The sequence below is a fragment of the Afipia clevelandensis ATCC 49720 genome, from assembly GCF_000336555.1.
Lineage (GTDB): Bacteria > Pseudomonadota > Alphaproteobacteria > Rhizobiales > Xanthobacteraceae > Afipia > Afipia clevelandensis.
The window spans coordinates 1,501,310-1,514,109 of sequence record NZ_KB375281.1 but is presented as its reverse complement, the minus strand read 5'-3'; the positions used below and the strand labels follow the sequence as shown (position 1 = coordinate 1,514,109).

General features: G+C 63.1%; 12 protein-coding genes. 10 read left to right on the top strand and 2 right to left on the bottom strand.

The window, feature by feature from the left end; all coding sequences use genetic code 11:
- Positions 1 to 87 precede the first annotated feature (87 nt).
- The 3 genes from HMPREF9696_RS07010 (at position 88) to HMPREF9696_RS07000 (ending at position 3,044) form a co-directional block, all read left to right on the top strand.
- Positions 88 to 666, top strand: a complete 579-nt coding sequence (locus HMPREF9696_RS07010) for a TetR/AcrR family transcriptional regulator (RefSeq protein WP_245259211.1) — start codon at positions 88 to 90, stop codon at positions 664 to 666.
- Positions 667 to 832: 166 nt separating this feature from the next.
- Positions 833 to 1,627 (top strand): SDR family NAD(P)-dependent oxidoreductase, encoded by a 795-nt coding sequence (locus HMPREF9696_RS07005; protein ID WP_002712272.1) that lies wholly within the window; start codon positions 833 to 835, stop codon positions 1,625 to 1,627.
- A 313-nt stretch (positions 1,628 to 1,940) separates the two neighbouring features.
- A complete protein-coding gene (locus HMPREF9696_RS07000) occupies positions 1,941 to 3,044 on the top strand; it encodes an alpha/beta hydrolase family protein (RefSeq protein WP_002712271.1) in 1,104 nt (367 codons plus the stop codon).
- 3 nt (positions 3,045 to 3,047) lie between these two features.
- Here the strand turns inward: HMPREF9696_RS07000 and HMPREF9696_RS06995 are convergent, their stop codons facing one another.
- Positions 3,048 to 3,518 carry a MarR family transcriptional regulator gene (locus HMPREF9696_RS06995; RefSeq protein ID WP_002712270.1) on the bottom strand — a complete coding sequence of 157 codons (471 nt, stop codon included), beginning with the start codon at positions 3,516 to 3,518 and terminating at the stop codon, positions 3,048 to 3,050.
- A gap of 401 nt (positions 3,519 to 3,919) precedes the next feature.
- On the opposite strand from HMPREF9696_RS06995, the gene HMPREF9696_RS06990 reads away from it, so the two are divergent.
- Positions 3,920 to 5,389, top strand: coding sequence for a porin (locus tag HMPREF9696_RS06990; protein ID WP_002712269.1), 1,470 nt, complete (start codon positions 3,920 to 3,922; stop codon positions 5,387 to 5,389).
- Positions 5,390 to 5,730: 341 nt separating this feature from the next.
- Here the strand turns inward: HMPREF9696_RS06990 and HMPREF9696_RS06985 are convergent, their stop codons facing one another.
- Positions 5,731 to 6,744 carry a zinc-binding alcohol dehydrogenase family protein gene (locus tag HMPREF9696_RS06985; RefSeq protein ID WP_002712268.1) on the bottom strand — a complete coding sequence of 338 codons (1,014 nt, stop codon included), beginning with the start codon at positions 6,742 to 6,744 and terminating at the stop codon, positions 5,731 to 5,733.
- A gap of 120 nt (positions 6,745 to 6,864) precedes the next feature.
- Here HMPREF9696_RS06985 and HMPREF9696_RS06980 point away from each other — a divergent pair, with 120 nt between their 5' ends.
- The 6 genes from HMPREF9696_RS06980 (at position 6,865) to HMPREF9696_RS06955 (ending at position 12,748) form a co-directional block, all read left to right on the top strand.
- Positions 6,865 to 7,287 (top strand): winged helix-turn-helix transcriptional regulator, encoded by a 423-nt coding sequence (locus HMPREF9696_RS06980; protein ID WP_002712267.1) that lies wholly within the window; start codon positions 6,865 to 6,867, stop codon positions 7,285 to 7,287.
- A gap of 50 nt (positions 7,288 to 7,337) precedes the next feature.
- Entirely contained in the window at positions 7,338 to 8,729 is a 1,392-nt protein-coding gene (locus tag HMPREF9696_RS06975; RefSeq protein ID WP_002712266.1) for a DegQ family serine endoprotease, read from the top strand.
- A 150-nt stretch (positions 8,730 to 8,879) separates the two neighbouring features.
- Entirely contained in the window at positions 8,880 to 10,211 is a 1,332-nt protein-coding gene (locus HMPREF9696_RS06970) for a replication-associated recombination protein A (RefSeq protein ID WP_002712265.1), read from the top strand.
- Positions 10,208 to 11,455: an RluA family pseudouridine synthase gene (locus tag HMPREF9696_RS06965; RefSeq protein WP_002712264.1), complete on the top strand. Its 1,248-nt coding sequence runs from the start codon at positions 10,208 to 10,210 to the stop codon at positions 11,453 to 11,455. Before HMPREF9696_RS06970 ends, HMPREF9696_RS06965 begins: the two co-directional genes overlap by 4 nt.
- Before the next feature lie 45 nt (positions 11,456 to 11,500).
- Complete coding sequence (locus HMPREF9696_RS06960) at positions 11,501 to 11,881, top strand: hypothetical protein (RefSeq protein ID WP_002712263.1); 381 nt, start codon at positions 11,501 to 11,503, stop codon at positions 11,879 to 11,881.
- 93 nt (positions 11,882 to 11,974) lie between these two features.
- Positions 11,975 to 12,748, top strand: a complete 774-nt coding sequence (locus HMPREF9696_RS06955; RefSeq protein WP_002712262.1) for an ATP12 family chaperone protein — start codon at positions 11,975 to 11,977, stop codon at positions 12,746 to 12,748.
- Positions 12,749 to 12,800 lie beyond the last annotated feature (52 nt).

Genomic DNA, 12,800 nt, shown 5'->3' with positions numbered 1-12,800 from the left:
GAGGTGAAACGGTTCGGAATGGCGGCGCGGTTGGCGGAGATCGGAGCGCGGACGGACACTGCGGCGCGACGCGGCGGTCGCGTTCCCGTGGACAAATTCAACGCGCGCCGTATCGAACTGGCGGAGGCCGCGCTCGCCACGCTCGCCGAGCTTGGCTATGCGCGGACCAGCCTGCGCGAGATCGCGCAGAAGTCGGATTTCACCCACGGCGTGCTGCATTATTATTTCAGCGACAAGTTCGACCTGATCTGCTGCAGCGTGCGGCACTACAAGGCCAAGTGCGTTACCCGCTACGACCAGATCACAGCGACGGCGAAAAGCAGGGGCGAACTGCTCGACGGATTTCTCGAAAAGCTCGGCGAGACCATCCGCACCGAAGCGCATATGCACCGGCTCTGGTACGATCTGCGCGCCCAGGCCTTGTTCGAGGATGCGTTTCGCGACGATGTGACGGCCATCGACAAAAGCCTTGAAGACATGATGTGGCGCGTGGTCTCGCGCTACGCCCAGCTTGGCCGGAAAACCCCGGCGATTTCGCCGGAAGCGCTCTATGCGCTGTTCGACGGATTGTTTCAGAAGTGCCTGCTTCGGCATCTCTCGGGCGACCAACAGGCCGTTTCTGAACTCCAGGCTGAAATTCGCCGGCTGTTGCCGGGCATCGGCTAACTGCGCTCAATTCTGACGCCTGTGCCCCGGTGACAAACGTGTTGTCCTGCACGTGTTGCCGCCGCATTGTTGCCTGCCGGGACACGATGCCATGAACGAGCGGACAGGACCGGGGAGTGGCCGGCGAGTGCCGCTGCACCTACCTGAACCGGACAGGAGCAAGCACATGAAAATAGATCTTTCAGGAACGACCGCTGTCATCACCGGATCGACCGGAGGCATTGGCCTCGCCATTGCCCGCGGCCTTGCGGGGAGCGGGGCAAGCGTCGTGGTCAACGGGCGCAGCCAGGCGAAGGCCGATGCGGCCGCGGCGGCGATCGTCCAGGCAATCCCGGGCGCCAGGGCGCGCGGCGTCGGCGCCGACGTATCCACTGCGGAGGGCTGCGCGAAACTGGTCGCGGCGGTACCGGAGACCGACATTCTCATCAACAATGCCGGCATCTTCGAGCCAAAGGACTTTTTTGAGATTCCCGACGCGGACTGGACCCGCTTTTTCGAGGTCAATGTGATGTCGGGTGTGCGTCTGTCGCGCGCCTACATGCCCGGCATGCTCAAGCGCAACTGGGGCCGCATCGTTTTCATCTCGTCGGAATCGGGCGTGAACATTCCCACCGAAATGATCCACTACGGCATGTCAAAAACCGCGCAGCTTGCGATCTCGCGCGGTCTTGCCGAGCTGACCAAGGGCACCAATGTCACGGTCAATTCGGTGCTGCCCGGCCCGACAATGTCCGAGGGCGTCGAGACCTTCGTAAAGGATCTGGCGAAGCAGAGCGGCCAGTCGGTGGATGAGGCGGCCTCGCAGTTCGTCAAGCAGCATCGTGGCTCATCGCTGATCCAGCGATTCGCCACTGTCGACGAGATTGCCAACATGGTGGTCTATGTGTCCTCTCGTGAGGCCTCGGCCACCAACGGCGCCGCCTTGCGTGCCGAGGGCGGCATTATCCAGACCATCGCATAGCGAGCGCGACAGAAGCGGAAGCGCGTTTTGTCTTCGCCCCGGGAAAAATTTTCTCCCGGGGCGTCGTGTCGCGTGCGCAAACGTCGCAGCAGGGCTGTTTGTCACACGGCTGTAACGCGCCTGTCGCAATTGTCCGGTCATGCTCATGGCTGCAATGCAACATGCTTGCGCGCCTTGTTCGCGACCGTTTCCACGCTAGATCGAGCGGGCATGGCGCAGCTTTAACAATCGGCTGAACCTCACTGTGTGGACTGCTCTTTTGAACGATCGGCCTGCTGACCTCCCGCCGCCGCGATTTCAGCCCGGTGGCTGGATGCAGTGGCCTGACAACGAGGACTACAGCCTCCAGTTCATGCGCGTTCTCGGTTCGGCGCAGGAGGGCGGCAGCACGGTTTCCGAGTGTTTCCTGACGGCCAGCCGTATCGTGCCCGGGGATGACGAGAGCTGGTACCTGGCCTGGACAGCGGTCGCGGACAGCAGCAAGGCAAGGGGCGACGCCGCGCTTGAGGCAGGACATCTGCATTCGGCGCTTGGCAACTGGCTGCGGGCATCGAACTATTACCGGGCCTCCGAAATTTTCCTCAAGCTGGATGACAGCCGCCGCGCGGATGCGCTCGAGCGGATGCGGGTCTGTTCGTGGCTTGTGGTCTCGCATCAGCGGCCCGGCGGCGAACTGGTCCGCATTCCCTGCTTCGATGACGGCTTTGTCGAAGCCTACTTCCTTCCCGCGCCCGGCGCGCCCGCCAGGGCTCCGGTTGTGATCTGCGTCGGCGGATCGGGGCATTTCAAGGACGAGCATCTGCACACCCTGATGCGGCAGGCGCATGCGCGCGGCCTTTCGCTGTTGCTCACCGATCTGCCGGGGCAGGGCGCCGCGCCGCGGATCAAGGGCCTCGTGCGTTATGAAATCGAGACCGCGATCAGCTGCTGCGTGGATTACCTGATTGCGCGCAGCGACATCGACGAACAGCGCATCGCGATCTTCGGCGACGGGCTTGGCGCCGCTTACGCCTCGCGCGCGGCGAATCTCGATGACAGGTTTGCCGCGGCTGTTTGCGACGCCGGAATCTGGGACATGCACCAGAACGTGACGGCGACCCAGTGGATGTCCGGTCACGACGGGCACGATGCGGTCGCGCAGGAGATTCGCCGGCTGCGGCGTCACGGCGGTCTCACCAGCATCAAGTGCCCGATCCTGATGACGTTCGGCGAGCACGACTGGCTCGATACCCGTCATGCAGTGGCATTGTCCGCGGCGCTGCGCGAAGAAGGGGCGGATGTCACGCTGAAGATTTTCTCCGCTGCGGAAACCGCCGCGGCGCACGGGCAATCCGATAATCCGACGCTCGGGGCCGAATTCGTGTTCGACTGGATCGCGGCCCGCCTCGCGGCCGTGCCGGCTCAAGCGGCCGCATGACGGTCAGCCGTTCGCGGCGATCATCTGCGCGGCCTTTGCAAGCCGCTCCTTGAGCGTCGAGAGCTTGTCGGTCAGGTCGCGGAATGTCTGGGTCGAGAAATCGGAGAAGACCAGATTGTCGGCGACGACCTGCTGTGAATACAGATTGGCGATCTGCTTGTGGGCCTTGTCGGTGAGCGACATCAGCACCACGCGCGCGTCTTCTTTCGATGCGACGCGGCGCATGAAGCCGTGCTTCTCGAGGCTCTTGGTCTGGGTCGTCACGAAAGAGGGATCGACATGCAGCTTGGTCGAAACCTCACGCACTGAAATTCCCTTTCCCTGGTCGAGATCGTTGACCGCCATCAGGATCAGCCATTGCGGGCAGGTGATGTCCAGCATGCGTGCCCAGTTGGAACGGATTTCCTCAAGATGCGTGTTGATTGAAATAACGTCCCAGATGAACTGACGCACCAGCGCGTCGTCCGGGCCCATCGGGCGCGCCTCCTGCGCAGCGCTGCGCGAAGGCGTAGTATGACGATGAGATGAAATTTTCTTGGCGGGAAGTCTGCCAGCCATTCAATGCTGCCTTTTCGCTCGAATGCGCAAAATTATGTCAGCCGTCATGCCTTTGCAATCGCCGCTTTTGTCATCCCGCTGACATGATGTTGCGGGGAAACCACATGATCGCGGCCAAATAAAAGCATGAGTAAATCAATTATTGTAATCAATTGATGGAAGCAGGCATTGTCGCCCCGTCAGCCGAGAGCATCGGGTGACTCGCCGGCTGTCCCGTCAGAAGGGCCAGCGGCGGCAAGCGGGGATCAGGGGCTGATTGGGGTGGCCACGGCCACGGGAAGCGGACCTTTCCTCAGTTGATCATTTTTGGAGGTTTTATGAGCAAGATTAAGAGCCTTATCCTGGGCTCGGCAGCCGCACTGGTTGCCGCCACAGGCGCACAGGCGGCTGATCTTCCCGTCAAGGCGAAAGCGGTCCAGTACGTGAAGATCTGCTCCCTGTATGGAGCCGGTTTCTACTATATCCCGGGTACCGACACCTGCATCAAGCTGGGCGGCTACGTTCAGCTCGACGTCACCATGAACGGCAGCGCGCATGGCGAGCCGGCCTGGAACAACAAGAACAACACCGGTCTGCAGAACCGTGCGTCGGATGACTTCATCACCCGCGCGCGCACCAGCCTGAACATCGACACCCGCACTGCCACCGAATACGGCGTTGTCCGCACCTACTGGTCGAGCAACTTCCAGCACACCTCGGGTGACGGTCCGTCGTCCGGCGTTCTCACCATGGACTTCGGCTTCATCCAGTTCGCCGGCTTCACCATCGGTAAGGCGATCTCGGCGTTCCAGACCCCCTGGGGCGGTTCACCGGTCGGCCTGAACACCTCGAACCTGATCGGCGGCTACGACAACGCCACCGGCATCAACCAGATTGCCTACACTTGGCAGTTCGGTAACGGCATCTCTGCTCAGGTCGGCATCGAAGACAACCGCGTCATCAACCGCGCTCCGATCTTCAACGGCGCGATCGCTTCGACCGCGACCAACTTCTTCACCGGCGCCTACACCAATGCGTCCGGCGGCAACGTCGCGCCTGACATCGTTGGTAACGTCCGCATCGACCAGGCCGCGTTCACCGCTCAGCTGTCCGCTGGCCTGCACAACATCCACGCCAACTACTACGGCACCACCGAGCCGACCGGTCATCCGAGCGATGAGTGGGGCTTCGCAGTCGCTGGCGGCCTTCAGCTGAAGAACCTGCCGACCGGCCCCGGCGACAAGCTGTCGCTCGAAGCCACCTACACCGACGGCGCTCCGAAGTACGTGATCGGCGGCACCACCGGCAACAGCTTCGACGCCTTCAACAACACCGGCACGACCAGCCCGGCGTTCTACCAGTCGTTCGCAGCGCTCGCGCTGTTCGACGGCGTCTACGCCACCAACGGTTCGATCGAAAAGACCAAGGTGTGGGGCTTCCGTGGCGGCTACGAGCATAACTGGACGCCGAACTGGCAGACCAGCGTGTTCGGCAGCTACACGCATGTCGACTACAACTCGAACGCCACCACGATCTTCTGCACCAACACGGCGGCGTTCTACGCAGCGGGCAGCACCTGTAATCCAGACTTCAACATCTGGCAGGTCGGTTCGCGCACCGCGTGGACTCCGGTTCGCAACCTGACGTTCTCGGGTGAAGTCATGTACACCACCCTCGACCAGAGCAACACCGGCGGCACCACTGCGCAGGCAGCGGGCGCAGCCGGTCTGTTCAAGCCGGCCGGCGCATACGAGTTCCGCGATCAGGGCATCCTGTCCGGCAACCTGCGCGTTCGCCGCACCTGGTAATCGCCTGACGGCGATGACCGTCTGAATACGAAACCCCGGCAGGAGACTGCCGGGGTTTTTCTTTGGAAGTTGTCAAAAGTGAACCGCCGCGCGTGCTGCGCGGGAAATGTGCAAGCGCGCCAAGTCAGGTGAGTAAAATCATGGACCCACACGCAATCGTAAGAGGAGCCATGCGGTCCGATTGTTTGACTAAATAAGGTATCTCGGGCATTGTCCAATCATGGCGCAGCGGGTGCCTCCGCCGCTGAACGTCGCGCCAGACGAGTTTCTCATTGAACCTTCCGAACCTCCGGCAATGCCCCTGCCGGAGGTTTTTAATTTCGGAAAGCGGGTCTCGCTCGTTACCAGCCTTCCAGCACCAGCTTGCCCGTCGCGCGTCCGCCTTCCAGCAGTGCGTGGGCCTGCTTGAGATTGGCCGCGTTGATCTTGCCCAGCACCTTGTCGAGCGTGGTGCGCAGCACGCCATTGTCGATCAGGCTGGCGACATCGTCGAGCAGGTTGTGCTGCGCGATCATGTCCGCGGTCTGAAACGACGAGCGGGTGAACATCGACTCCCAGTGCAGCGACGCCGCCTTGCCCTTCAGCAGATTGACGTTGAGCGAGGCGGGATCGTCGATCAATCCGAGCTTGCCCTGCGGCGCGATGATGTCCGCCAGCGCGGCGAAGTGCTGATCGGTGTTGGTAAGCGCCGCGATCAGCACGACCGGCGGCACCTTCAGCGCGTCGATCTGCTCCTTCATCGGCTTTGAATGGTCGATGACATGATGCGCGCCGAGGTCGAGGCACCACTTGCGGGATTCGGGACGCGAGGCGGTGGCGACCACGGTGAGGCCGGTGAGACGGCGCGCGAGCTGGATCAGGATCGAGCCGACACCGCCGGCGCCGCCGACGATCAGCAGCGTGCGCGGATCGACGCTCTTGCCCGGCGCAACGCCGAGGCGGTCGAACAGCAATTCCCATGCGGTGATCGAGGTCAGGGGCAGGGCGGCGGCCTGCGCGAACGAGAGCGTCTTCGGCTTGTGGCCGACGATGCGCTCGTCCACCAGATGGAATTCCGAATTGGTGCCCTGGCGCTGGATCGAGCCTGCGTACCAGACCTCGTCGCCCGGCCTGAACAGCGTCACGTCGGGGCCGACCGCGTCCACCACACCGGCGGCATCGAAACCGAGAATTTTGACGTCGCCGTCCTTGGGCTCGGCCCGCTTGCGGACCTTGTAGTCCACCGGATTGGCGGAAATCGCCTTCACCGCGACACGGATGTCGCGCCCGCGCGGCTCCGGCGTGCCGGTTTCAAAATCGAACAGCGCGTCCTGTGCATCAATCGGCAGCGACTTCTTGTAACCCACAGCTTTCATTGCTCTTGCTCCATCGGGACCGTCGCGGTCCCAGTCCTACCTGTCGCGATCAACCCATATTTGCAAGTACTGTCATTTCGGGGATATAGTCACCGTTCGGATACTAATGGGAAGTTGTCCATGAAACGACAGGATTTCGGCTGTGCGCCCGGCTGTTCGGTGGAGGTCACGCTCGATCTCATCGACGGCAAGTGGAAGGGCGTCATTCTCTATCACCTGCAGGAGGGCCGTTTGCGTTTCGGCGAGCTGCGCAAGCGGCTGCCCAATATCACCCAGCGGATGCTGACCAAGCAGCTTCGCGCCCTTGAGGAGGATGACCTCGTCATCCGCAAGGTGTATGCGGAGGTTCCGCCGCGGGTGGATTATGAGTTGTCTGAAACGGGACAGCGGCTTCGCCCGGTGATCGACGCGCTGAAAGCGTGGGGTGACGACAACCGCGCCCGGCTCGATGCGGCATCACAGGCGAGAGCTGCGGGAGCGGGGAAGGCAAGATCACAAAAGGACATGACTTCGCGTTTGTCGCGGGAGCCGCAACCCGCTTAAGCATCGTTCAAACGACTTCATCTTTTGGCATCAGGTTCAGGATTGTTTTCATGACCGTCGTTCGCGCGCTCATTGCGCTTACCATCTCGTCCATTCTCGCCGCGCCTGCGCTGGCGCAGGATCGCGTCGTCCCGGGTTCGCAGGCCCAGCTTCGGATGTCCTACGCGCCGATCGTTCAGCGCGTGCAGCCCGCAGTGGTGAACGTCTATGCCGCCAAGGCGGTGCCGCGTAATCCGCTGCTGGACGATCCGATGTTCCGCCGCTTCTTCGGGGTTCCGGGCAACCAGCCCGAACAGATGCAGCGCTCGCTCGGTTCGGGCGTGATGGTCGATGCCTCGGGTCTCGTGGTGACCAACAATCATGTCATCGAGGGCGCCGATCAGGTCAAAGTTTCGCTCTCCGACAAGCGCGAATTCGAGGCTGAGATCGTGCTGAAGGACAGCCGCACCGATCTTGCGGTGCTGCGCCTGAAAGACGTGAAGGAAAAATTCCCGATCCTCGATTTCGCCAATTCCGACGACGCAATGGTCGGCGACGTGGTCATCGCGATCGGCAATCCGTTCGGCGTCGGCCAGACCGTGACCCACGGCATCATCTCGGCGCTGGCGCGCACGCAGGTCGGCATCACCGACTATCAGTTCTTCATCCAGACCGATGCGGCGATCAACCCCGGCAATTCGGGCGGCGCGCTGGTGGACATGACCGGCAAGCTGGTCGGCGTGAACACCGCGATCTTCTCCCGCTCCGGCGGCTCGCAGGGCATCGGCTTTGCGATTCCGGCCAACATGGTGCGGGTGGTCGTCGCCTCCGCGAAGAGCGGCGGCACCGCGGTCAAGCGTCCGTGGCTCGGCGCGCGCCTGCAGGCGGTGACGCCGGAGATCGCTGAGACCCTTGGGCTCAAGCGCCCGACCGGCGCATTGGTCGCGAACGTCACGAATGGAAGTCCGTCGGCAAAGGCGGGTCTGAAATTGTCGGATCTGATCGTGTCGATCGACGGCCAGACCGTCGACGATCCGAATGCGTTCGATTATCGCTTCGCGACCCGTCCGCTTGGCGGGACCGCGCAGGTGGACGTGCTGCGCGGCGGCAAGCCGGTGAAACTGTCCATCGCGCTGGAAACCGCGCCGGACACCGGCCGCGACGAGATCACCATCAAGTCGCGTTCGCCGTTCCAGGGCGCGAAGGTCGCCAACATTTCGCCCGCGCTGGCCGACGAACTCAAGCTCGATTCCAGCGTCGAGGGCATCGTTGTCACCGACCTGCCGGAAAACGCCATTGCCGCGAATGTGGGCTTCAAGAAGGGCGATATCATTGTCGCCGTGAACGGCCGCAAGCTGACTCACACTCGCGATCTTGAAAAGCTCGCAAGCGAAGGCTCCCGGCTCTGGCGCATCACGGTGATCCGCGGCGGCCAGCAGTTGAATGTCGTGCTGGGGGGCTAGTGATTATCGAGACGCTTCTCCTAACCTCGCCCCGTTTTTACGGGGAGAGGTCGGCGCGTAGCGCCGGGTGAGAGGCGCTCTGCTGTTCTCAAGTTGCCCCTCACCCGAACCCTCTTCCCGCAGGCGGGGAGAGGGAGCAGAAAAGGTGTCATGAACGCCAAGCGACCACAACCATCCCAAACTCTCTTCGCCGCAGCGGGGCTGGAGCAGGACGCCCCGCGTCCGCTGCCGGAAAAGCTGCGGCCGAGGACGCTTGGCGATGTGGTCGGCCAGGATCACATCCTGGGGCCGGACGGCGCGCTGACGCGCATGCTGGAAACGCGCACGCTCGGCTCGCTGATCTTCTGGGGGCCGCCCGGCACCGGCAAGACCACGGTGGCGCGATTGCTGGCGGATGCGACCGAACTTGAGTTCGAGCAAATCTCTGCCGTGTTCTCCGGTGTCGCCGACCTGAAGAAGGTGTTCGATGCCGCGCGCGCCCGCCGCGAGATGGGCAAGGGCACGCTGCTGTTCGTGGACGAGGTGCATCGCTTCAATCGCGCGCAGCAGGATTCCTTCCTGCCGGTGATGGAAGACGGCACGGTGGTGCTGGTCGGTGCGACCACGGAAAATCCATCGTTTGAACTGAACGCGGCGCTTCTGTCACGCGCGCGCGTGCTGGTGTTCCAGTCGCTCGACACGGAGGCGGTCGAGAAACTCTATGCGCGTGCGGAAGACGTGCAGGGCAGGAAGCTGCCGCTGGACGCGGAAGCGCGCGCCGTGCTGGTGAGGATGGCGGACGGCGACGGACGCGCCGCGCTGACGCTGGCGGAAGAGGTCTGGCGTGCCGCGCGCGCCGATGAGGTTTTCAATGCCGCGCAGTTGCAGGACATCCTGCAGCGCCGCGCGCCGATCTACGACAAATCGGCGGACGGCCACTACAACCTGATCTCCGCGCTGCATAAATCCGTGCGCGGCTCCGATCCCGATGCTGCGCTGTATTATCTCGCGCGGATGCTGGATGCGGGCGAGGACCCGCTGTTCCTGGCGCGCCGTGTGGTGCGGATGGCGGTGGAGGACATCGGTCTTGCCGATCCGCAGGCGCTGGTGATCTGCAACGCCGCCAAGGACGCCTATGATTTCCTGGGATCGCCGGAGGGCGAACTGGCGATTGCACAGGCGGTGATCTACATCGCGACCGCCCCGAAATCCAATGCCGGATACATGGCCTACAAGGCCGCGATGCGCACGGCGAAGGAAGGCGGCTCGCTGCTGCCGCCGAAGCACATTCTCAATTCGCCGACCAAGCTGATGCAGGCGGAAGGCTATGGGTCCGGCTATCAATACGACCACGACATGCCCGATGCTTTTTCGGGGCAGGACTACTTTCCGGAAGCGCTCGGCCGCCAGACGTTCTACGATCCGCCGGACCGGGGCTTTGAACGCGAGATTCGCAAGCGGCTCGATTACTGGGCCAAGCTGAGAAAAGACAGATCATCATGAGTCGCCGTTTCAGGAAGCCGCTGGAAAAGAAATCCGTGCGCGAGGACCGCAAGGGCGGCAAGCGCGGTCCCGCAAAATCCGGCACGGACAAGCGCGGCTCGGCGAAATCCGCTTCCGGTAAGCCGTCGTTCGGACCGCGAACTTCAGAGAAGCGCGGCCCCGCATCCGCCGGAAAATTTTCGTTGCGTCCGCCGGCACGCGAGCCGCGCCCTGAACCCGTGCGCGAGGAGAAAGCCGCGCCGCCGCCATTGCCGACCAAGGTGCAGACCGTCGTGGTCACCGCCGACGAAAACAACATGCGCGTGGATCGGTTCCTCGAGCATCGCTTTCCCGGCCTGTCTTTTTCCCACATCCAGCGCATCGTCCGCAAAGGCGAGCTGCGCGTGAACGGCAAGCGCGCCGACAGCAAGGACCGGCTCGAGGAAGGACAAAGCGTGCGCATTCCGCCGCTGAAGCTCGATACGCCGAAGGTGGGCGGCGAACTGTCCGAGGCCGCGACAAAGACACTCGAAGAATTGCGCAAGATGATCCTGTTCGAGGACGAGGATCTGATGGTGCTGAACAAGCCTGCGGGCCTTGCCGTGCAGGGCGGGTCGGGCATGACCAAGCACGTCGACCAGATGCTGGAAGTGATGCGCGACGCCAAGGGGCAGAAGCCGCGTCTGGTCCATCGCCTCGACCGTGAAACGTCCGGCTGCCTGCTGATCGCCAAGACACGCTTTGCCGCCAGCGCATTGACCGGTTCGTTCCGTCATCGCTCCGCGCGCAAGATTTACTGGGCGCTGGTGGCGGGCGTTCCGAAGCCGAAGCAGGGCCGCATCTCGACCTATCTGGCGAAGGAAGAGAGCGAGGAAGATTCGATCATGCGCGTCGCGGAGCATGGTGACGAGGGCGCGGCGCATGCAGTGACCTATTATGCGGTGGTCGAAGCCTCGGCGCAGAAGCTGGCCTGGGTATCGCTGAAGCCGGTGACAGGGCGCACGCATCAGTTGCGCGCGCACATGGCGCATATCAACCACGCCATCGTCGGCGATCCGAAATACTTCAACAAGGAAAACTGGCAGTTGCCGGGCGGTATCCAGAAGCGGCTGCATCTTTTGGCGCGCCGTATCGTAATCCCGCATCCGCGCGGCGGTTTCATCGACGTCACCGCGCCCTTGCCGCCGCACATGCTGCAGTCATGGAACCTGCTCGGCCTTGAGGGCGACCGCTTCGATCCGATCGAGAACGCACCGGAGGAGTGATCACACACAGGTGACACTCTTGCCGCCGCCGCGCGGGATGACGATATGTTGGTAATGCACAAAACAAGCGTTGCAATTGCTCTCGCACTCTCAGCCGCTCTCGCGGGGCAGGCCCATGCGCAGATCTATCCGCCGGGCGGAATCAACAACCAGCCGGTGATTCCGTTTCCGACCGCGCCGCCTGCGCCGCCGCCGCCGCCGATTGTGGTGCCGAAAGTGCCGCAGATGAATTCGCCGCCGCGATTCGAACTGCAGAATACAACGCCCAGCATTGTCACACAGGACACGCCGCCGGAGCCGGTGCTCAAACGCAGCCGCCGCCCGTCGTTCAGCGAGCGTGTCGCGCGCTGTCTCGATGACGGCGCGGCATGGGGCATGAATCCAAACCAGCGCGCGGCCTATTCGCGCCAGTGCGCCAATCAGTAGGCATGGCCCCGAAAAGCATGCCCTCGGGCACTTGATCCGAGGGTGGGCACCGGTTTTCGGGCAAGGCCATGCCCAAAATGAGAAAGCAAACGCATGCGCGAACTCTTCGATGACATTGAGGGGAAATTATCGCCGGACCCGCGCGAGGCCTCGCAGAAGTCATCGCGCACGCCGCTGCGCAAGAAATTCTACACCAGCGCGGGCGTGGCCGAAGGTCCCGGCGGTTTCGGCGTGACGCTTGACGGCAAGCAGGTGCGCACGCCCGGCAAGAACCTGCTGGCCGCGCCGACCCGCGATCTCGCCGAGGCGATCGCAGCGGAGTGGGACGCGCAGGGCGAACACATCGACCCGATGTCGATGCCGTTGACGCGGCTCGCCAACAGCGTGATCGACGGTGTTGCCGCGAACGTGCAGGCCGTCGCCGATGACGCGGCGAAATATCTTGAAACCGATCTGCTGTTCTATCGCGCCGGATTTCCCGACGCGCTCGTCGCGCGCCAGGCGGAGCATTGGGACCCGGTGCTGCGGTGGGCGGCCGATAGCCTCGGCGCGCATTTCATTCTCGGTGAAGGCGTGGTGCATGTCCGCCAGCCGGAGACCGCCGTCGCGGCCGCGCGGGCTGCCTTGCCGTCGGAGGCGTGGCCTGCCGGTGCGTTCCATGTGGTGACGACCATGACCGGCTCGGCGCTGCTGGCGCTGGCGCTCAAGCACGGCATCCTCGACGGATCGCAGGTCTGGGCCGCAGCTCATGTGGACGAGGACTGGAACAGCGAGAAGTGGGGAGCGGACGAGGAAGTCGCAGCCCGCCGCGCCTCGAAGTTCAGGGATTTCGAGGCCGCCGTGCGGGTGCTCAAAGCGCTTGCCTGATCCTTTCGGTTAACAAGACGTTTACGACGCCGGGCTTAAGGTCCTTGCCTGA

What these genes read in the sequence shown, in the direction of transcription:
- HMPREF9696_RS07005 (WP_002712272.1), top strand. Translation starts at nt 833, where the DNA reads ATGAAAATAGATCTTTCAGGAACGACCGCTGTCATCACCGGATCGACC.
- HMPREF9696_RS07000 (WP_002712271.1), top strand. Translation starts at nt 1,941, where the DNA reads ATGCAGTGGCCTGACAACGAGGACTACAGCCTCCAGTTCATGCGCGTT.
- HMPREF9696_RS06995 (WP_002712270.1), bottom strand. Translation starts at nt 3,518, where the DNA reads ATGGGCCCGGACGACGCGCTGGTGCGTCAGTTCATCTGGGACGTTATT.
- HMPREF9696_RS06990 (WP_002712269.1), top strand. Translation starts at nt 3,920, where the DNA reads ATGAGCAAGATTAAGAGCCTTATCCTGGGCTCGGCAGCCGCACTGGTT.
- HMPREF9696_RS06985 (WP_002712268.1), bottom strand. Translation starts at nt 6,744, where the DNA reads ATGAAAGCTGTGGGTTACAAGAAGTCGCTGCCGATTGATGCACAGGAC.
- HMPREF9696_RS06980 (WP_002712267.1), top strand. Translation starts at nt 6,865, where the DNA reads ATGAAACGACAGGATTTCGGCTGTGCGCCCGGCTGTTCGGTGGAGGTC.
- HMPREF9696_RS06975 (WP_002712266.1), top strand. Translation starts at nt 7,338, where the DNA reads ATGACCGTCGTTCGCGCGCTCATTGCGCTTACCATCTCGTCCATTCTC.
- HMPREF9696_RS06970 (WP_002712265.1), top strand. Translation starts at nt 8,880, where the DNA reads ATGAACGCCAAGCGACCACAACCATCCCAAACTCTCTTCGCCGCAGCG.
- HMPREF9696_RS06965 (WP_002712264.1), top strand. Translation starts at nt 10,208, where the DNA reads ATGAGTCGCCGTTTCAGGAAGCCGCTGGAAAAGAAATCCGTGCGCGAG.
- HMPREF9696_RS06960 (WP_002712263.1), top strand. Translation starts at nt 11,501, where the DNA reads ATGTTGGTAATGCACAAAACAAGCGTTGCAATTGCTCTCGCACTCTCA.
- HMPREF9696_RS06955 (WP_002712262.1), top strand. Translation starts at nt 11,975, where the DNA reads ATGCGCGAACTCTTCGATGACATTGAGGGGAAATTATCGCCGGACCCG.